Genomic DNA, 17,809 nt, shown 5'->3' with positions numbered 1-17,809 from the left:
ATCCGCCGGACGCCACGCGCCCGGCCACTCGTTTCAATCGCTACGCAGCCACCACGCGGCGCTGGTAGGCGCGCACGATCAGCGAGATGCCGAAGTTCAACACGAAGTATAGCAAGAACACGAAACCGTACAGCAGCAACACCTGGCTGAGGTCGCTGGTGTAACCCATGACGACCTTGGCGGAGAACATGAACTCCATCACGTTGATGCCGGCCAGATACGAGGAGTCCTTGATGACCGTCGTGCACTGCGAGAACAGCGCGGGGATGATCGTCTTGAACGTCTGCGGCAGGATGATCAGGCGCATGCTGGCAAAGAAGCCGAAGCCCTGCGACTTGGCCGCCTCAAACTGGCTTTTAGGAATGGAGTTCAGGCCGCCGCGGATGATCTCGGCCATGACCGCGGAGGTGAAGATCGTGAACGCGAGCACCGAGATGAAGATGTCGCTGCCCTTGACCGTGAAGTAGATAAACAGGATCCACAGCAGGTTAGGCGTGCAGCGGAACAGCTCGATATAGGCGCTCACGAGCCACTTGAACGGGCTCAGCTTGCCCACGCAGTACTGCTTGACGAGCGCGAGCACCGTGCCCAGGATCACCGAGAAGATGATGGCCAGAACCGAGATCTCGATGGTCTTGAGGAAGCCGGCCATGATGAAGGAAACGTTTGCCGGGGTGAAGATCTCCATGCGTTACGCCTCCTTTGCGGGCTCGGGGGCGGGGGTGATGCCCGGGATGTTCTTGGCGCGCGGACGGCGCTTGGAGCGGCGCTCGAGCCACTGGACCAGAATGGCCAGCGGGAAGCAGATGATGAAGTACAGCACACAGGCCATGATGTAGCCCTGCAGGTAGCCGTAAGTCGACACGAAGTTGTCCGCGTTGTACATGAGGTCGCCGCCGGCGATGAGCGCGAGCACCGAGGTGTTCTTGACCAGGTTCAACGCCTGGTTGCACAGCGGGGGCAGGATGACCTTGAAGGTCTGCGGCAGGATGATGTAGATGTAGGACTGCACGCGGGTGAAGCCCTGCGAAAGCGCCGCCTCCATCTGACCGCGCGGCACGGACTCGATGCCCGTGCGGATGACCTCGGAAATGTACGCGGCATGGTACAGGCCCACGCCGAGCGCACCGATGGCGAAGGCCGAAAGGCGCACGGGGCTCTCGGCGCCCGTGATCATCTGCAGCACGCGCGGACCGGCCATGTAGTAGAAGAACACCTGCACCGGCAGGGGCGTGTTCTGGAAGAACTCAACGTAGATGCGGCTGATCAGTCGCAGCACGCGCGAACGCGTCGTCGAGAAGACGCCCAAGATGGTGCCCAGCACGAGCGAGATCAGCAGACCGGCGACAACCACCTGCAGCGTGAAGGCAAAGCCCTCCCACAGCGCAGGCATCTCCGCCATCGTGATCTCCCAACGCTTGGCGTCAAACAGCCCGTCGAGCATATCTCTCCTTTCCAATCTGTCTCAAGATGAGACCGGTGCGCAGCGAAGGCCGCGCGGCCCATGATTCTCACGAACCAGCCTTATCTGAAGACAACACAGGGGCGGACGTCCGTATCTGGCGTCCGCCCCGCAGGTAGCTATCGGCTACGGTTACGCGCTCGCGCCCAGCCAGGTGGTGATCTCCTCATCCATCCAGCCGTTGTCGAGCAGCTCGGTAACGGTCTCATCGACGACGTCGGACAGGTCGGAGCCCTTCTTGGAGGCGATGCCGTAATCCTGCGTACCGAACTCGATGTCGGGCTGGACGAGCTCCTTCTGGTCGTTCATGTAGGTGTTCAGCGTGGAGCGGTCCATGGCGAAGGCGTCGATGTTGCCAGACTCGAGCGCGGAGTTGATGGACGGGTAGTCCGGGTACTCCTTGAACTCGGGCGTGGCGCCGATGCCCTTCTCCTCGAACATGGTGAGGATAGCGTCCTTGGTGGTGGAACCCTGGGACACGCCGATGATCTTGCCGTCGAAGTCGGCCATCTCGGCGATGCCGGAGGACTTCATGACCATGATGCCGACGGAGTCGGTACGGTAGGACGTGGAGAAGTCCCAGTCCTCCTCACGCTCGGGCGTGATGGTGTAGGTCGCGCAGACGATGTCGAGGGAGTCGTTGTCGATGAGCGGGCCGCGGGTCTTGGGCGTCACGGTCGTAAACTCGCAGAGCTTCTTCTCCTTGGCCTCGTCGTAGGAAACACCCAGGACCGCCGCGGCGACCTGGTAGCATAGGTCGATCTCGAGGCCCTCGTACTCGTTGGTCTCGGTGTTCAGGTAGCCATAGCCCAGAACGTCAGCCTTGACGCCGCAGTTGAGCTTGCCGCGGGCCTTGATGGCCTCGACCTTGGAGCCGGAATCGCCAGCGGTGGAGCCGCTACCGGAATCGCTGCCACCGCAGCCAGTGAGCGCGCTTGCGCCAGCAGCCGCGACGATGCCGAGTCCACAGACCTGCAGGAAATTGCGACGAGAGATGTTCTTCATAATCGGTACCCCTTCCAAATTCGGTACGGATATGGCCAGCTGCGACGAAAGGTCGCAGGGGCTCCAAGATATGGGCAGCTGGCGGGCGACATCTGCGCCCGCGCGGTGCCGCGGTTAGTGCAGGATCTTGTTGAGGAAGTCCTTGCAGCGAGGGTTCTGCGGGTTGGTGAAGAAGTGCTCCGGCGTGCCCTCCTCGAGAATCTGGCCGTCGTCCATGAAGATGACGCGGTCGGCCACCTGCTTGGCGAAGTTCATCTCGTGGGTCACGCAGACCATGGTGATGTTCTCCTGGGCGAGCTCGATCATGACGTCGAGCACCTCCTGGATCATCTCCGGGTCAAGCGCCGAGGTGGGCTCGTCGAACAGGATGATGGGCTGCTTGGTGCACATGGCGCGCGCGATGGCGACGCGCTGCTGCTGGCCGCCGGAGAGGTTCTGAGGATACTCACCCGCTTTTGCAGCCAAGCCGACGCGCTCGAGCGCGGCCATGGCGGCGCGGGTGGCCTCCTCTTTGCTCTTCTTCTGCAGCTTGATCGGCGCGAGGGTCAGGTTGCCCAGCACCGTCATGTTGGGATACAGGTTGAACTGCTGGAACACCATGGAGCTGTACTTGCGGGCCATCTCCAGGTGGTTCTTCTTGGTCAGCGGGATGCCGTCGATGACGACGTCGCCGCTCGTGGGCTCCTCGAGGTAGTCGATGCAGCGGATGAGCGTGGACTTGCCGGAGCCGGAGGGTCCGATGACAACGAGCTTCTCGCCCGCCTTGACGGTCAGGTTGATGTCCTTCAGGACATGCAGATCGCCGAAGTACTTGTTCAGCCCGCGGATTTCGATCATATCGGCCATGTACGCGGTTCCTTCCTTCTTCGCCGGGCGCGCGATGCACCAACCACCTGCCGAGCGGGTGGTGCGGATCAGCGCGGCTCACATATTGTACGGTCGTGTGCGGGCGGGCTTCGGTAGTTCCGAGCTCCCGCAACGAGTCGGTAATCGAACGGTTACATATGGCCAACAGTGTAGCGCATACGGATTATTCGATAAAAGAGCGTGCGAATGCAGCAGTTGCGCATCCTTTTACCCTTGGGGAGTCCCATTATACGCATCGCTTTGATGGAGTGTTTGCTGGGAGGATTCCGAAACAGTTTGGTTACCTGCGCCGTTGTCGGGGCGCAGGTTGGCGGGGCGGCTCACCGATTTAACATGATGTCGGGCGATGCGGCACATAATATGCACGCATCGGCGATGGCGCAGGTAGACGGCTGGTGGCGGCGCTGCCGCGGCGGCCCGCAAGCGGTTCGCGCGGTCACGCGAAGGCCCGCCCCGGACTTTGCCGGGACGGGCCTTCGTTTGCTTTCGCTTTGATGGCTGCGGGGCGCGGCGCTATGCCAGGCGGGCGCCGACCTCCTTGGCGGCCATGGGCTTGTCGAAGTTGCCGCCCGTGGCCTTGCCGAGTGCGCCCATCACGCGGCCCATGTCCTTCTTGCTGCTGGCGCCCAGCTCGGCGATGGTGCTCTCGATGAGCTCGATCAGGGTATCGCCGGTCACCTGGGCAGGCAGCAGGCTCTCGAGGATCTTGACCTGCTCGGTCAGGGTGTCGGTGCGCTCCTGGTTGTTGGCAGCCTTGATGGACATCTCGAGCGTCTCGCCCGTCTGCTTGATCAGGCGCTTGATCATGCTGTTGACGTCCTCCTCGGTGGCGTCGCGACGCTCGTTGACCTCGAGGTTCTTCACCTCGCCAATCACCTGGCGGATGATGGACAGGCGGGTCTTGTCCTTGGCCTTCATGGCCGCGACCATCTCGTTGTGCAGCTCTTCGCTTGTCATATCGTGCTCCGTTTCTCGGTTGGTGACCTTGCTTCTGTGCGCCCTCCATTCTACCTGCCCGCCGCGGGCTGACGGGCGCCGATCAGGGGGCAGCGGCTGCCTCGCGCGTGCTCAAGCAACCTCCTTGGATGAAATCGTGAGTTATGTACCCGAATTACCTCACCTAGGTCAGAGACGCTTCGACACGCCCGTCAATTCATCTGCCCAAAGCGGTCAAAACGTCAGTTCTGCCACAGAAGCAGGACATCGCGCGTAGCCTGTGGCCTTCGAACATCGGAATGGAACCGCGGACAGCAGGGCTCTGCGGTACAAAAGTCGCAATTCCATCCACGCCTCTCAAGCCACTGCCTTCAAACCCAAAAAGGAGCGACGGGTACAGGAGAGTGACCTCTGACGAATCATGAACCATCATGAAGTGATTCTTTGTCGCCTTGTATCATTTAGTATGTTTTCACATACTTTATTAATGTCCGGATGTTATTATCATTTGTATGATTATTATTACTGGCATATCTTCCGTCCGCGGCATCCGAGCCGCACGACGGTCGTATTCTGCCCTGACATGGCACCCACTCGGTGATCAACAACAGGAAGAGGCTTTCAGGCGCTGCCTGCCCAACCAGAGCCAGATTGACTTTGCCTCTTTGTCTCGCAAAGGGTTTTATGAGGAAGCCGACGATGGCGACCTATGGGTCCTCGTGGCCGATGCCTCGCACCGCAGGAACAAGGGAGGCATTCGTTGCACGGTCTTCTCTGGTACGCTCCCGCATCATGCACTCATGCAGATCGAGCCAGATATATGCTGCACCTCGCCTGCGTTCACGGCGCTGCTCTACGCGCGCAGCCATACGTTTGCGCAGACGTTCATGCTGATTATGGAGCTGCTAGGCGCCTACACGCTTCCGCCGGAGGCGACATTTCCCCTCGAGAATGGCAAAACATGGCCCAACCTAGACGGCAGCGATACAAGCTCAGAACAACAGACCGAGGGAAAGTCAGAAGACGATGACCCACCACATATATCGGACGAAGACGTGCTTGCTGATTCGCAGACTCGAGAGACCAAGATAGTCGCAGCTGTTGTCGATCAAATCCATAACGGTTGTGAAGCGGCGACGACGCTCGAAGAACTCGAAGCGCTTGCCGCTTGGACGACTAGAGGGATTGATGAAACGTTCCGACGCGCCGTTCGCTATGCGGCGGAGGGATCGCGCTCCCCGGCCGAATCGGTTCAGTACGGCATGTTCGGCCTCCCGCATCGATACGGTGGATTCAATTGCGCGGCGCTTCCCCAGGGAGTGCTGCTCAACTTTCGCCTCGACTTCAACGACAACGCGGTAGCCATGGCCGACGGCATGCCATATGCGGACTGTGACCTATACATCCCGGCGGCAAAATCCGACATCGAGTACAACGGCATCGGGCATGAACTGGTTAATTCGCGCATACACGATGCCAATCGCAACAACGGACTTCAGGGAATGGGAGTGCGCGTTATCGTGATCGACAGGAAGCAAATGGCAAGCATAACGGCACTCGAAGCCATTGCCGAAACGATACACAGGTTCGCGGGAGTCAGGTATCGCTACCAGGTCAAAGAGTATCGCAAACTACAAGACAGGCTGCTCAACGATTTGAGAAAAGCTGTAGGCATGCCGCCGGTGTAGCCGTTGAGCATGGCGCGAAGAAGAGGCGCCCTACATTGCATTCACGCGGGGCGTTTGCGTCTGGAACTTGTACCTTGTTTTTAGAAATTGAACGCATATGCGGGTGACCCACCAGGCTCGGCTTTGCCGGCGCGCTGTAAAAACTAGCCGTAGGACAATCATTCGAGAGTAAATAACCCCCTGTTTGGATGAAATCGCCACTTTTGTACCCGGCAGGGTACGAACGGGTCTTTCTCATAGGCCAAAAAGGATCTATCGGTAAGTCCGTTTTGTCAGCTATGTATGATTTGGCAACTTTATTTGCCTTATACAGCCCCTACACCCTGCATCCAGCGGTACAAAAGTGGCGATTTCATCCAAGAGAGTCGAACGGCAACTCAACGAACAACCGTCTAACCTTTCAGAACCCTTTACTCGTGACCAATACTGCAAAAGGGCCGAGAGGATCGCTCCTCTCGGCCCTTACGTGCGGGATATGTACGGCTCGCGCTACTCGGCGCTGCCGGTGGACTTCGTCACGCCGTCGAGACTCACGTTGTAGGGAACGTTCTCGGGCATGGGGTTGATCTGCAGGTCGGCCTTCTCCTTGTAGTCGTTCCACCAGTTGGTGTAGGCCTCGCTCTGCGCCTGGGTCTTCACGATGTTGGAGATGTAGTCGCGCATCTCCTCGGGCACCTGGTCGATCGAGGTGACCTGGTCGTCCACGTGGAAGTAGTCGGTGCACTTGATGATGTGGTAGCCGTAGGTGGTCTCGACGATGTCGCTCACCTGGCCGACGGACATCTGCGACAGGGCGTCCTGGTACTCGGTCACGAAGCTCGTGAGCTTGTCCCAGCCCACGTCGCCGCCGTCATCCTTGGAGCCGGTATCGTCGGAGTACTGCTCGACGGCGTCCTCGAAGGAGAGCTCGCCGGAGTTGATCTTGTCGAGGGCCTCCTGCGCCTTGGCGCGGGCCTCCTCCTTCTCCTCGTCGGTGGCGTCGGAGGCAACCGAAATCAGCAGGTTGGAGGAGCGGCGGGCGTCGTTGTAGGTGTCGAGGTTCTCGTTCAGGTAGTCGATGATGTCCTGATCGGTCGGGTTCTCGGTGGGGGCGACGGCCTCCTTGAGCTTGTCCTGGGCCAGGCTGTTCTTGAGGCTGGATTTGTAGGTGTCCTCGGTGTAGCCGTAGGTGGACAGCTGCTCGATGAACTCGTCCTCGCCGCCGTAGCTCGAGCAGGCATTCTGCCAGGCCTCCTCGACCTCCTCGTCGGAGACGGTGATGTCGTTCTCGTTGATGGCGGCCTGCTGGAGATACTGGTCGGCGTAGGACTCGATGGTCTGCTCGCGGTAGCTCTCGGGGGTCAGGTCGTTGTCGACGAGGTACTGGGCCCAGCTGCCGTCGCTGCCGTGGCCGTAGGCGTTGCGGATGGACATGATCTGCTTGGTGATGGTGTCCTCGGTGATGTTCACGCCCTTGACCGTAGCGGCCACACCGCCGGTGAGCTGGTAGCTCTCCTGCGTGGTCACCTGGTTGAGAACGCCGGAGCACGCCATGGCGGTCACGGAGAGCAGCATGGCGGCGCAGCCGATGGCCACGACCACGATCATGACGCCCTTGTGGACCTTCTCCTTATGGGTCGTCTTGCGCTCCTTTTTGGAGGTCGGGGCCTCCTCGGGCTTAGGCTCGTTGTCGCGCTTGATGCGCGGACTCTTGTTCAACATGTGTAACCCTTTCCGGCTATGCTGTTCGCGCTCGGGCGCGACGCGGGCGCCCTGCAGCGGCGCATGGTTCTACGTGCAAAACTCTCAGTATTTTCGCACAGGGAGCTTGGAGCTGCCATGGCAGCTCGCGATAACCACAGAGCGCATACGCAATGGGGGCGGTGCGAACGGCCTTCCGTTCACACCGCCCCCACAAGGCAAGGGCTAGGAGCGCTGGCGGCGGCGCAGGGCGATGCCGGCGATGATGACGATCACGGCGGCGATGCCGATGCCGCCCACGATGAGCAGGGTGTTGTCGCCGGTTTGGGCGAGAGCGTCGGCGTGCGGCTTGTCGGTCTTGTCGACCGGGGCGTCGCCGGGGCCAGGCTTGCCGCCGTCGTCCGGGGTGTCCGGGGTGTCGGGCGTATCAGGCGCATCCGGGGTGTCCGGCTCGTCGGGACCGGGGCCGGGCTCGGGCTCCTCGTCCTCGTGCTCCGTCATCGGTGCTGCTCGACCAGACCTCGACGGTCGGGTCGTAGCGCCACGCCCAACCCTCATCCTCGGTCGCCGTATAGTCACCAAAGGGGACCTCGATAGTTGCCGATCCGGTATACCAACCGTTAGCGGACGTATCATCAACCTTGACGGTTACCTTATCTCCAGCGCCGTCTTCAGCCGCTCTTACCCGTACAGGAGCAGCAACCATCACCGACCGCAAGCGCCATGACGAGCACCATAACGGAAAGCCCAAGTCGCCCAAAGAATCCTCTGCTTCGATTTCCCGTATCTACTACTCCCCGTCGAACGTAGTCGTGCCTTCATTTGCATCCGGTTGTTACCGGATGCCTCAGCGGTCGGCCATCCCTTGTCGGGCAAAGCGGCATCTTCGCTGTTCTTGGACTGAACCGCTTCGGCATTGGCGGCGAAAACGAAGCTGCCGCCCTCGCCCACGAACTCGCTGTAGCTTTCACGAAAACGGGCGAGGGGCGTCGCTCTCCCCTCGCCCGTTTCCCTGGCGATATCTCTCCCTGCCGTTTACGGCATTCAGAAGCTTAGTCCACGGCCTCCGCGAGCTTCTCCGCACGATCGGCGGCGGCAAGCGCCTCGATCACGGCGCTCAGCTGGTCGCCCAGCAGCACGCCGTTGTAGGTGGAGTTGAAGCCGATGCGGTGGTCGGTCACGCGGTCCTGCGGCTGGTTGTACGTGCGGATCTTCTCCGAACGGTTGCCATGGCCGATCTGGCTCTGACGCTCGGCGCCAAGCTCAGCCTGCTGCTTCTCGAGCTCCATCTCGTACAGACGAGCGCGCAGCATCTGCATGCAGACTTCGCGGTTCTGGATCTGCGAGCGCTGCTCCTGCGACTGCACGACGGTGTTGGTGGGCAGGTGGGTGATGCGCACCGCGGAGTACGTGGTGTTCACGCACTGGCCGCCGGGGCCGGAGGCGCAGTACGTGTCGATGCGCAGGTCGGACTGGTTGATCTGCACGTCGATCTCGTCGGCCTCGGGCAGCACGGCGACGGTGGCCGTCGAGGTCTGGATACGGCCCTGGCTCTCGGTCTTGGGCACGCGCTGCACGCGGTGCACGCCAGACTCGTACTTCATGACGGAGTAGACCTTGTCGCCGTTGACCTTGAACTCGATGCTCTTGAAGCCGCCCGCGTCGCTGGGGCTGGAGTCGAGCACCTCGAGCTTCCAACCCTGGTGGTCGCAGAAGCGCTGGTACATCTTGAACAGGTCACCCGCGAAGATAGCCGCCTCGTCGCCACCAGCGGCGGAGCGGATCTCGACGATGGTGTTCTTCTCGTCGTTAGGGTCGCCGGGGATGAGCATGAACTTGATGTCTTCCTCGAGCTGCGGCAGCTTGGCCTCGTTGGCGGCGATGTCCTCCTGCAGCATGGCCTTCTCATCCGGATCGGACGTGTCGCGCTGCATCTCCTTGGCGGCCTCGATGTCGTCGAGCGCGCTGAGGTACTCGCGAGCTGCCGTTACCAGCGGCGTCTGATGCGCGTACTCCTTGTTGAGGCGCGTGAACTCCTTGATATCGGAGGCCACCGAGGGGTCGGAGAGCTTACGCTCGAGCTCCTCGTAGGCGATGATGAGTTTTTCCAGCTTGTCGCGCATGATGAAATCCTTTGCAGTCGGCGGGCACGCGCCCGCAGCATGAACATGAAACGGGGTCGCTCGGCAGGCGAGCAGCATATGAGCCCAGCTAGAACATGTCGAATTTAAGATACACGCGCGATTCCTTTCTCTCGGCCATCTATCATACCCGCCTTGGCGCGTGGGGCAAGCGCGGGCGATGCGTCGGGGCCGTTGGGGGTCCTGACGTGCGCAAAACGTTCACAGACCAGGCATGCCGACAAGATGGTGCCGGGTTCAATCTTGTCGCAAAAAACGCTCCGGGCCGCACACGCGACGCCGGAGCGCAACAATCCAAAACGGTGTATCCCCGCCAGGCGCTAATCGTCCAGATAGCGGGACAGGAACTCGCGCGTGCGCGGGTGCTTGGGCGCGCCGAAGATCTCGGCCGGCGTGCCCTCCTCCGCGATGACTCCCTTGTCCATGAAGACAACGCGGTCCGAAACGGTCTTGGCAAAGGCCATCTCGTGCGTGACCACGACCATCGTCATGCCGTCGCGCGCAAGGCCGCGCATGACCTCGAGCACCTCGCCCACGATCTCGGGGTCGAGCGCGGAGGTCGGCTCGTCGAACAGCATGAGGTCGGGCTGCATGCACAGGGCGCGCGCGATGGCCACGCGCTGCTTCTGACCGCCGGACAGCGTGCTCACGCTGGCGCGCGCGAAGTCGGCAAGGCCCACGGACTCGAGGTGCCCCATGGCGACCTTCTCGGCCTCGGCCTTCTTCATCTTCTTGAGCGTCACGGGCGCAAGCGTGCAGTTGTCCAGCACGTTCATGTTGTTGAACAGGTTGAAGCCCTGGAACACCATGCCGATCTTCTCGCGCAGGCGGTTGACGTCCACGTGCTCGGCGGCCAGGTCGGCGCCGTGGAACCACACGTGTCCGGCGTCGGGCGTCTCGAGCAGGTTGATGCAGCGCAGAAGCGTCGACTTGCCGGAGCCGGAGGCGCCGATGATCGTGACCACCTGGCCGGGCATGACGTCGAGATTGATGTCGCGCAGCACCTCATGGCTGCCGAACGACTTGCGCAGGCCCTCGATGCGAACCATCGGCTCGGATGCGTTTACAGTCGCCATGGGCTACCTCCCCTGACCCCAGCCGCGGCGATGGTTCTCGCCATCGCGAACGGGAACGGGCTCAATCTCTTCGATAACGATGTTCTGGTCGGACGAGCTGCCGAACGGCTCGGGCTTGACGTCGAAGTGATGCGCGAAGCGGCCGAGCAGCCACGACGCCACGAGCGTCAAGATAAGGTACACCACGGTGACGATCAGGCTCGTCTGGAACTGCTGGTAGTAGATGCCCGATACGGTCGTGTTGGCAAACATGAGGTCGAACGTGCCGATAACCGAGAGCACCGACGAGTCCTTGATGTTGATGATGAGCTCGTTGGACAGGCCCGGGATGGCGTACTTGACGCCCTGCGGGAACACGACCTTACGCATGGCCTGCCACTGCGAGAGGCCGAGCGAGCGCGCCGCCTCGGTCTGGCCGAGGTCGACCGACTCGATGCCGCCGCGCAGGACCTCCATCATGTAGGCGGTCGAGTTGAGCGTGATGGTCACGAGACCCGCTACGAACGCCGACCAGATGGTGTTGATCTGCGTGGTGGTGAGGTCGGTGGTGCGCAGGATGCCGAAGATGCCGAAGTAGATGATCATCGCCTGCACCATCATCGGCGTGCCGCGCACGACGGTGGAGTAGACCTTGGCAAAGCCGCAACCCACGACCTTGAGGAAACGCACGAAGTCGTTATCGGGGCGGTCGATAGTCTGGATGCGGCAGAACACGAGCAAAAGCGCCAGGAAGAACGCGATCACCGTGCCGAACACCGCAAGCTCGATGGTGGTCATGAGGCCAGTGGCAAAGGTGGCGCGGCCGTTCCACAGGATGTAGCACATGCTCTGGAGCATGTCGTCGGTCGGGCGCGACTCGGCGGCCACGGCGACCTGCCACGCCGACGCGATGCCCATGACCACGCGGTCCACGATGAGCACGAGCGTCATCGCCCACACGACGTAGGACGCATACCGCAGCACGCGGGCGACGGCCGGCTTGGTGAACGGCGCGGTGGCGGCGTAGTTCTTCCAGTGGGTGAGCTTGAACACGAGCGCAACGGCGCTCACGACGAGCCATGCCGCGAGCAGGTAGTACATCACCAGCTCGACGGTGAAGGCGTTGGCAAGGAAGCTCAGGGCGGGGCGGGGCTGACTCGAAAGCATCATGCCGATAAAGGCAACGACGCCCGTGCCCAGCAGCACGTAGCGATGGTCGTCGAGCACAAACGAGGCCACACGGCCCCGCTTGGTTGCTGCCCGCTGCTCGCCTGATAGGGCTGAGCTCATGGTTCTCTCCTTTAGTAGATGCCGGCCGATACGGTTCGGCCCATAACAGCGGTTCTGATACGCCTAAGGCGCGCAGCGGCTTACACAGCCGTTGCGCGCCCCGTTCAAACGGTATATGACATGGAGCTAATGGGTGCTCTACCTGCGCATTAGGCGGGCTGGCGATCCATGCACTCGTTCCACATCGTCTGGCGGTCCTCCTCGGAGATGCCGGCGATGATCTCGTTGATCTGCTCGAGCACGGCGTCGTTGCCCTTGGCAATGGCCGCGTTGTCGGGCATGACGGAGCCCTCGAACTTGTCGGTCATCTCGAGCTCGACGAAATCGGGGTAGGTCTCGAGCAGCTTGGGCACCGACAGCATGGAGTAGGTGATGATGTCGCAGGTGCCGCTTGACAGGTTCTCGACGACCAGGGGCACGGTCTCGGCAGGCGTCATGTGGTTGACGTCGGGGATCTGCTCGATAACGTCGTCGTACATCGTGGCGGCCTGGCCCAGGATGGACGCGCCCGCGAGCTCGGCGAACGTGGTGGCGCCGGCGTAAGCGGAGTCCTTCTTGGTAATCATGACGATGTCGTCGTCAACATAGGAATCGGTGAAGTCCGCGGACTCCTCGCGCTCCGGGGTGACGGACATGCCGGCGCAGACGATGTCGATCTGGCCGTTGTTGAGCGAGTCGATAAGCGCAGCGAAGTCGAGCTTGACCGCGACGGCCTCCATGCCCAGGCCCTCGGCGATGATCTTGGCGACCTGCACGTCGTAGCCGTCGGCATAGGCACCGTCGACGTTGTCGATGGGGATGGTGTAGTCGCTGGCCTCGGTGACCTGCCAGTTATACGGGGCGTAGGCGGCCTCCATGCCGACGCGCAGCGTGGTGCCATCGCCGAGCGTAGCCTCGCCGGCGGCGTCGTCCGCAGCGGCATCGGTGTCGTCGGCGTCACCGGAATCCTGCGCGGCGGGGCCGCATCCGGTCAGGAACATCATGCCTCCCACGCTGAACGCCGTGAGCCCGGAGAGCTTGAGGAAGTCGCGACGAGAGCACTGCCCAGGTTGCGCGTTTGCAAAGGAATTCTTGGTCATGATGGTTTCCCTTCCAAAAAGTTTTGTGTATGACCCCTTCCGTACGGCGCAACCGGAGGGGACCCATTCCCCTCCCCCTTGCAACTTAATGCGAGAAAGTTACGCGTACAAGCTGGCAGCATACCGCGCGCGTATACGAAAGGCTAGAGTGAAAGCCGACGAAACACGCATGTAACCGAATAATCGCAGCAAACGGTATGCCAAAACAGCTCTCGTGCGGCATCGAGGTGCAGGCAGATCTCGATGGGCCTGCGGAAGCGTTGCCCAGCGTGCGGGAACGCGAGCGGGCCGCACCCTGTGGGTACGGCCCGCGTCCACGGTTCGTATGCAGCGGCGTTACAGCAGCGTGATCGTGAAGGAGCGCTCGTCTATGGCACCCGGCGGCAGGATGGTGATGCCCTCCTTGTGCTCCAGGACGTCGTCCTCGGTGGTGAGGGTCGCGTGGCCCGTCCAAGGCTCGATCGCCACGAAGGGCGCTCCGGGCGCCGACCACACGCCCAAAAAGTCGAATCCGGGGAAGTCGACCTTGATGCCGTGGCCGGACTTGGTGCCCACGAGCGACACGGTGTTTGCGGGCACATGGTCGAGCACCATGGTGTCGTACGCGAAGCAGTCGCGCGTGAGCTGGAGCGTGTCGGACTGCTCAAGCGGCGTGAAGGTGTCGGTGGGGTCGGCGAGACCGCCGGCCACGATCTTGGGACAGGTGGCCGTCCAGGGCTCCGCGAAGCGGAACTCGTAGTCCTCGAAGACTTCGCCCGCCTCGGCACCGCCGGGCGCGGGGATGTTGAATGCCGGATGGCCGCCCACCGAGAACGGCAGGTCGACGTCGCCCGTATTAGTGACCGTGAAGGTCTGCGTAAGCGACGCGGGACCCGTGAGCGCGTAGGTCATGTTGAGCTTGAAGCGGTACGGGTAGGCCTCAAGGGTCTCAGCGGTGTCCGTGAGCTCGAAGGTTACCGACGAACCATCATCGGCTATCTGGGCTATGGCGTGCTCGTTGATGCGCGCGACGCCGTGACGGCCCATATGGCAGGGGCCGGCGACCGATGTCGCCTCGTCATTGCGCAGGTTGCCCACGATCGGGAACAGCACGGGAGCGTGCTTGCCCCAGAAAGCGGGATCTGCCTGCCAGAGATATTCCTTGCCGTCGAGCGCCAGGCTGCAGAGCTGGGCGCCCATGCTGTCGATGCTGGAGGTCAGGCCGCCGCGCGAGATAGTGGTGATGGACATGGCTTCTCCTTGCGGTAAGGGAATAGAGCGAACATGCACCTTCACTATAGCGCGAGAGCTTTGTGGATCGTCCTGCGCGGCAGCGGGCGGCGATTCTGGCCGACGAGACAGCGCAAAATGGCCCTCGCGAGGCCGTGGGAGGGGCTTTGCGAATCGGATTTGGCCCCGTTTTTAATGGAAGGGGGTTTGTTTTGTAAAGTTAGTTCAGATATGCGTAAGTACACTGATTTTATGGGTTGATTTTCGATGGGCTGGACGCGCGGCTTAGACGCTGATGTTATGTTTTGTATTAATCCGGGCTCAGCTTCTTGCCTAGCTGGCGTCCTGTGTGGCTCAAAACGGCCAAAACGAAACCCGACCGTTTTGCTCGGGTTACGCATATCTGAACTAACTTTAATCTCGGACAGTTTTTGGCTCTGATTGAGGTCGAATGCCGCCCGCCACGACCCCGGAGCATGTGGTTAATCGGGCAAACACGTCGCCTGCACCGCGTTTGCGGCAAGGCGCGGTAAGCTACTACTCCAGAAACCAACCGACCGGGAGAAACCCATGGCAAAGCAACAGCAGCGGGACATCGCCGAAGAGGGCGAACTGTTCTGCACGCATATCGGAGGATCGGCCACGCTCGAGGGCGTCATGATGCGCGGCAAGCTCAACTGGGCCGTTGCCGTACGCTGCGAAGACGGCACCATGTACGTCGAGGAACACGACCTTCCGGACCCCTCGACACGCCCCGGCTGGATGCGCTGGCCCATCGTGCGCGGCTGCGTATCGTTCGCCGAGTCGATGATGCTTGCGTATCGCGCGCTGGACATCGCGTCCGAGCATGCCTTCGTGTTCGACGAGGACGAAGACGAGAGTGGCTCCGGCGCTGGGGGCGCCGACTCCGCAGACGCCCCCGATGCCGACGCGACTTCCGACAAGGCCGACGCCGACGAGCAGGACGGCTCGGGCATGGGCATCGCCATGGCCATTTCCGCGTGCGTCGGCGTACTGCTGGGCGTTGGCATCTTCGTCGCCGTGCCGTTGCTGCTCACGAACCTCATCGTAGGTGAGCTGACGGCCGACAACTCGCTCGTGTGGAACCTCGTCGAGGCGTTGCTGCGTATCGTCGTGCTCATCGCGTACGTGGGCGGCGTGGGGCTCATCCCCGATATGGCGCGCATGTACGGCTACCACGGTGCCGAGCACCAGTCCATCCACTGCTTCGAGCACGGCCTGCCGCTCACGCCGGAAAACGCCGCCAAGTTCTCGCGCCTGCACGTGCGCTGCGGCACCGCGTTTCTGGTCATGACGATTGCGGTGGCCCTGATCCTTCATGCGGTGCTGCCCGTCGGTGCCTGGGCCGATGCACTCGGGCTCGAGGGCATCGTGCGCTCGCTCTTCGTGTTCGCGACGCGCCTCGCCATGCTGCCGATCGTCGCCGGCGTGTCCTACGAGGTCACCGTCAAGTGGGCGGGATCGCATCCCGACAACCCCATCGTCAAGATCGCCCTGTGGCCCGGCCTGCAGATGCAGCGCCTGACGACACGCAAAGCCGATCCGGGCATGCTCGAGTGCGCCATCGAGGCACTGAAGCGCGTGGATGCGCGCGAGCGCGCCGCGGCCGCCGAGGCCGCAGTAGCGGAGTAAGCACACGCCATCACACCATCATGGGGGGCGGGCCTCGAACCGAGGCCCGCCCCCCTTTTGTGCCGTGAGGCATCAGGGCGCCACCCGCCCCGCAGCCTACCGAGCCCGAATGGCCTCGATAACGTTGTGGTACAGGTAGTTGTGAAGCGGCAGCATATCGTCGGAGTACGGCTCGCCGGAGGCGTCGATGTCCTCGACGATCTTGTCGTACGAAGCGGCACCTCCCGATTGGATGTCCACGATCTCCCGCGCCTCGCTCATGGTGTAGTAGTCGTCGGGATCGGACGAATCCCGGAAGTAGGCCTCGCCGATCACATAGGCCCAGTTCGTCACCCAGGCGGTCGCGTACTTACCGCCGCCCAAGGACACGTCGCCCAGGCAGGCGTTACCGATGTCGCCCATCACCTCGCTCGGGCCGTCCTGCACGAAGATGTGGCAGACCTCCAAGTCGGGATATGCCTTCGAGTAGATATACACGTCGTCGCCGTTGACCTGCACGGTCACGCGGCCATCCCAATACTCGGGCAGGTCGAGCTCGTAGCTCGCGACAACCACGTGGCGCGCCTCGCGGGCGGCCTCCTCGGCAGCGGCCTGCTCCTCGGCGGCCTTCTTCGCAGCAGCGTCGTCGCGGCGCTTGACGGCGGCATCCTTGAGAGCATCGGCGTCGGGGGCGCCGTCGGTTGTGTCTGCAAGCGCGGCATCGTAGGCGGCGCTGATGACGTCGTCGGTCACGTCGAGGGCTGCAATGGGCGCGAGCGTGAACGAGCCGGCAGACGTGGCGTCGATACGCTCGTCGACATCCGACGAGGTAAAGCTTACCGAGACGGTGTTGCTCGGCACCGTGAACACCGTGCCGTCGGCAGCGATAGGCGATGCCGATACGTTCAGGCTGTACGTCCCCTGGCGCAGCCTGAGTCCCTGACCGGCGGAATCGACGTACTGGACCTCGTTCACCGAAAGGCCCGTCGACTCGGCACCCACCACGTGCACAGGCAGGCGCGACGCCCCGGCATCGGTGTCCCAGCCGTCGCCCGACACGCTGATGGCCACCTCGTGCTGCGCGTTCGCCACATCTTCGGCGGCTTGGGCAGCTTGCTCGGCGGCCTCGCGCTTGTTTTGCTGGTCGATGGTGTACCCGACGCCCGCACCGATAAGCCCGGCGACGACCAGCACGCCCGCCGCGATCGCAGCGATCTTACCGCCGCTCATCTTCTTCTTTGTTGCGGGCGCTTGCCCGGGCTGGAATTGCCGCTGCGCCTGGTAGCTGCTCGACAGCGGCATGGGACCGGCCGCCTTGGGCATGACCGCGTCGCGCGCCAAGTCGACCACCGTCTCGCCCGGCGACGCGCTCCCCGCCGTCGCCGTGCCCGTCGCGCCATTCAAGCTGGCGCCGCAATGCGCGCAGAAGGCGGTGCCGGGTTCGACCGCAGCCCCACAGGCGGGACACACGGTCCGCGGCGCCGGGATCTTCGATCCGCATGAGGTGCAAAACGCCGATCCGTCGGCGATTTCGGCGTGGCAGAACGGACAGATCATCGCAGCCTCCTTTACGTGCCGCCCTTCGCGAAGCGGTCGGACCGGCTGAAGCCTCAGGTTGAAGACGCGCCCATTGTACCGCCCGGCACAGCGCGCGCCGCATGTGGAGAGCTGGCAGCAAGGGCGGACGGCCCCGATGCGGGGGCGTGCGCAAGCCCATCGCGCGCTCGCTATAATGGCCTGCGGACAAACTCGACCGCATACAGAA

At 62.3% G+C, this 17,809-nt stretch carries 15 protein-coding genes; 2 read left to right on the top strand and 13 right to left on the bottom strand.

Annotation, left to right across the window (positions count from 1 at the left end; genetic code table 11):
• Window positions 1-40: 40 nt before the first annotated feature.
• From H6A16_RS02285 to H6A16_RS02265, 5 genes are all read right to left on the bottom strand, one after another.
• Complete coding sequence (locus tag H6A16_RS02285) at window positions 41-688, bottom strand: amino acid ABC transporter permease (RefSeq protein ID WP_204615753.1); 648 nt, start codon at window positions 686-688, stop codon at window positions 41-43.
• A gap of 3 nt (window positions 689-691) precedes the next feature.
• A complete protein-coding gene (locus tag H6A16_RS02280) occupies window positions 692-1,444 on the bottom strand; it encodes an amino acid ABC transporter permease (RefSeq protein ID WP_204615751.1) in 753 nt (250 codons plus the stop codon).
• Window positions 1,445-1,594: 150 nt separating this feature from the next.
• The gene (locus H6A16_RS02275) at window positions 1,595-2,467 is read right to left on the bottom strand and encodes a transporter substrate-binding domain-containing protein (RefSeq protein ID WP_204615749.1); all 873 of its coding nucleotides are present in this window, start codon (window positions 2,465-2,467) and stop codon (window positions 1,595-1,597) included.
• 114 nt (window positions 2,468-2,581) lie between these two features.
• On the bottom strand, window positions 2,582-3,313 hold the full coding sequence (locus H6A16_RS02270) for an amino acid ABC transporter ATP-binding protein (protein WP_275052334.1): 732 nt from the start codon (window positions 3,311-3,313) through the stop codon (window positions 2,582-2,584).
• Window positions 3,314-3,847: 534 nt separating this feature from the next.
• Window positions 3,848-4,291, bottom strand: coding sequence for a GatB/YqeY domain-containing protein (locus tag H6A16_RS02265; protein ID WP_204615747.1), 444 nt, complete (start codon window positions 4,289-4,291; stop codon window positions 3,848-3,850).
• Window positions 4,292-4,782: 491 nt separating this feature from the next.
• On the opposite strand from H6A16_RS02265, the gene H6A16_RS02260 reads away from it, so the two are divergent.
• A complete protein-coding gene (locus H6A16_RS02260) occupies window positions 4,783-5,958 on the top strand; it encodes a hypothetical protein (RefSeq protein ID WP_204615746.1) in 1,176 nt (391 codons plus the stop codon).
• Window positions 5,959-6,447: 489 nt separating this feature from the next.
• On the opposite strand, the gene H6A16_RS02255 is transcribed toward H6A16_RS02260, so the two are convergent.
• The 7 genes from H6A16_RS02255 to H6A16_RS02225 form a co-directional block, all read right to left on the bottom strand.
• On the bottom strand, window positions 6,448-7,659 hold the full coding sequence (locus H6A16_RS02255; RefSeq protein WP_204615745.1) for a peptidylprolyl isomerase: 1,212 nt from the start codon (window positions 7,657-7,659) through the stop codon (window positions 6,448-6,450).
• Between the two features lie 204 nt (window positions 7,660-7,863).
• On the bottom strand, window positions 7,864-8,139 hold the full coding sequence (locus H6A16_RS02250) for an LPXTG cell wall anchor domain-containing protein (RefSeq protein ID WP_204615744.1): 276 nt from the start codon (window positions 8,137-8,139) through the stop codon (window positions 7,864-7,866).
• A gap of 551 nt (window positions 8,140-8,690) precedes the next feature.
• On the bottom strand, window positions 8,691-9,761 hold the full coding sequence (gene prfA, locus H6A16_RS02245) for a peptide chain release factor 1 (RefSeq protein ID WP_204615743.1): 1,071 nt from the start codon (window positions 9,759-9,761) through the stop codon (window positions 8,691-8,693).
• A gap of 338 nt (window positions 9,762-10,099) precedes the next feature.
• On the bottom strand, window positions 10,100-10,855 hold the full coding sequence (locus tag H6A16_RS02240; RefSeq protein WP_275052333.1) for an amino acid ABC transporter ATP-binding protein: 756 nt from the start codon (window positions 10,853-10,855) through the stop codon (window positions 10,100-10,102).
• A 3-nt stretch (window positions 10,856-10,858) separates the two neighbouring features.
• Complete coding sequence (locus tag H6A16_RS02235; protein WP_204615742.1) at window positions 10,859-12,124, bottom strand: amino acid ABC transporter permease; 1,266 nt, start codon at window positions 12,122-12,124, stop codon at window positions 10,859-10,861.
• A 149-nt stretch (window positions 12,125-12,273) separates the two neighbouring features.
• Window positions 12,274-13,203, bottom strand: coding sequence for a transporter substrate-binding domain-containing protein (locus H6A16_RS02230; RefSeq protein WP_204615741.1), 930 nt, complete (start codon window positions 13,201-13,203; stop codon window positions 12,274-12,276).
• 336 nt (window positions 13,204-13,539) lie between these two features.
• Window positions 13,540-14,433, bottom strand: coding sequence for an aldose 1-epimerase family protein (locus H6A16_RS02225; protein WP_204615740.1), 894 nt, complete (start codon window positions 14,431-14,433; stop codon window positions 13,540-13,542).
• Between the two features lie 549 nt (window positions 14,434-14,982).
• Between H6A16_RS02225 and H6A16_RS02220 the strand changes: the two genes are divergently transcribed.
• On the top strand, window positions 14,983-16,065 hold the full coding sequence (locus tag H6A16_RS02220) for a DUF1385 domain-containing protein (RefSeq protein WP_204615739.1): 1,083 nt from the start codon (window positions 14,983-14,985) through the stop codon (window positions 16,063-16,065).
• A gap of 96 nt (window positions 16,066-16,161) precedes the next feature.
• On the opposite strand, the gene H6A16_RS02215 is transcribed toward H6A16_RS02220, so the two are convergent.
• Window positions 16,162-17,601, bottom strand: a complete 1,440-nt coding sequence (locus H6A16_RS02215; protein WP_204615737.1) for a zinc ribbon domain-containing protein — start codon at window positions 17,599-17,601, stop codon at window positions 16,162-16,164.
• Window positions 17,602-17,809: the final 208 nt, after the last annotated feature.

This window comes from Collinsella tanakaei (assembly GCF_016900375.1).
Lineage (GTDB): Bacteria > Actinomycetota > Coriobacteriia > Coriobacteriales > Coriobacteriaceae > Collinsella.
The sequence above is the reverse complement of the archived record's forward strand: the minus strand, read 5'-3'. Positions and strand labels throughout refer to the sequence as shown.

Coding starts and splice junctions, on each gene's coding strand:
- H6A16_RS02280 (WP_204615751.1), bottom strand. CDS start 1,444: ATGCTCGACGGGCTGTTTGACGCCAAGCGTTGGGAGATCACGATGGCG.
- H6A16_RS02270 (WP_275052334.1), bottom strand. CDS start 3,313: ATGGCCGATATGATCGAAATCCGCGGGCTGAACAAGTACTTCGGCGAT.
- H6A16_RS02235 (WP_204615742.1), bottom strand. CDS start 12,124: ATGAGCTCAGCCCTATCAGGCGAGCAGCGGGCAGCAACCAAGCGGGGC.
- H6A16_RS02255 (WP_204615745.1), bottom strand. CDS start 7,659: ATGTTGAACAAGAGTCCGCGCATCAAGCGCGACAACGAGCCTAAGCCC.
- H6A16_RS02240 (WP_275052333.1), bottom strand. CDS start 10,855: ATGGCGACTGTAAACGCATCCGAGCCGATGGTTCGCATCGAGGGCCTG.
- H6A16_RS02275 (WP_204615749.1), bottom strand. CDS start 2,467: ATGAAGAACATCTCTCGTCGCAATTTCCTGCAGGTCTGTGGACTCGGC.
- H6A16_RS02285 (WP_204615753.1), bottom strand. CDS start 688: ATGGAGATCTTCACCCCGGCAAACGTTTCCTTCATCATGGCCGGCTTC.
- H6A16_RS02230 (WP_204615741.1), bottom strand. CDS start 13,203: ATGACCAAGAATTCCTTTGCAAACGCGCAACCTGGGCAGTGCTCTCGT.
- H6A16_RS02220 (WP_204615739.1), top strand. CDS start 14,983: ATGGCAAAGCAACAGCAGCGGGACATCGCCGAAGAGGGCGAACTGTTC.
- H6A16_RS02215 (WP_204615737.1), bottom strand. CDS start 17,601: ATGATCTGTCCGTTCTGCCACGCCGAAATCGCCGACGGATCGGCGTTT.
- H6A16_RS02260 (WP_204615746.1), top strand. CDS start 4,783: ATGATTATTATTACTGGCATATCTTCCGTCCGCGGCATCCGAGCCGCA.
- H6A16_RS02265 (WP_204615747.1), bottom strand. CDS start 4,291: ATGACAAGCGAAGAGCTGCACAACGAGATGGTCGCGGCCATGAAGGCC.
- prfA (WP_204615743.1), bottom strand. CDS start 9,761: ATGCGCGACAAGCTGGAAAAACTCATCATCGCCTACGAGGAGCTCGAG.
- H6A16_RS02225 (WP_204615740.1), bottom strand. CDS start 14,433: ATGTCCATCACCACTATCTCGCGCGGCGGCCTGACCTCCAGCATCGAC.
- H6A16_RS02250 (WP_204615744.1), bottom strand. CDS start 8,139: ATGACGGAGCACGAGGACGAGGAGCCCGAGCCCGGCCCCGGTCCCGAC.